The 705-nt window shown below is 33.8% G+C and carries 1 pseudogene; it reads left to right on the top strand.

Annotation, left to right across the window (positions count from 1 at the left end):
* Window positions 1–543 (top strand): annotated as a pseudogene (locus tag HMPREF0202_RS15445) (dTDP-glucose 4,6-dehydratase); the annotation flags it as partial.
* Window positions 544–705: the final 162 nt, after the last annotated feature.

Here is a 705-nt window from a genome sequence, read left to right as displayed (position 1 = left end):
GCTGTTGCTAAAATTGCAACTGGAAGAAAAAATCTTCAAACTTACGGAGAGAAGATGTTTACAGAAAGTACTCCGTTAGATCCAAGAAGCCCATACTCAGCATCTAAAACAGCTTCTGATATGATAGTAATGGCTTATGGAGAAACATATAAGTTTCCATTTAACATAACAAGATGTTCAAATAACTATGGTCCATATCATTTCCCAGAGAAGTTAATTCCACTGATTATCAAAAATATCTTAGCTGGAAAAAAACTTCCTGTATATGGAAAAGGAGACAATGTAAGAGACTGGTTATATGTAATGGATCACTGTAAGGGTATAGATATGGTTATATCTAATGCTAAGGCACACGAGATATATAACATTGGTGGATTTAATGAGGAGCAAAATATCAATATAGTAAAACTTACTATAGATACAATAGCTAGAATCATGAAAGAGGAACCAAAATATCAGGCGGTTTTAAGTACTGATTTAGCTAATATCAATTATGATCTGATAACTTATGTACAAGATAGATTAGGACATGATGCTAGATATGGTGCGACACGTTGCGTAGTGAAAAGCTATGCCATGTTAATGACCGCTTAAAATATTAAGGGGAAATTAATAGAGAACTGTATTTCTGAAAGATGGAATGAAGGAGTAACGTCCTGAAACGTCTTCCCTAATACTCCGATATGCGATTAGATTCTAACTAAA

It is taken from the genome of Cetobacterium somerae ATCC BAA-474 (genome assembly GCF_000479045.1).
GTDB classification, from domain to species: domain Bacteria; phylum Fusobacteriota; class Fusobacteriia; order Fusobacteriales; family Fusobacteriaceae; genus Cetobacterium_A; species Cetobacterium_A somerae.
This window is presented reverse-complemented; position numbering and strand designations above follow the sequence as displayed.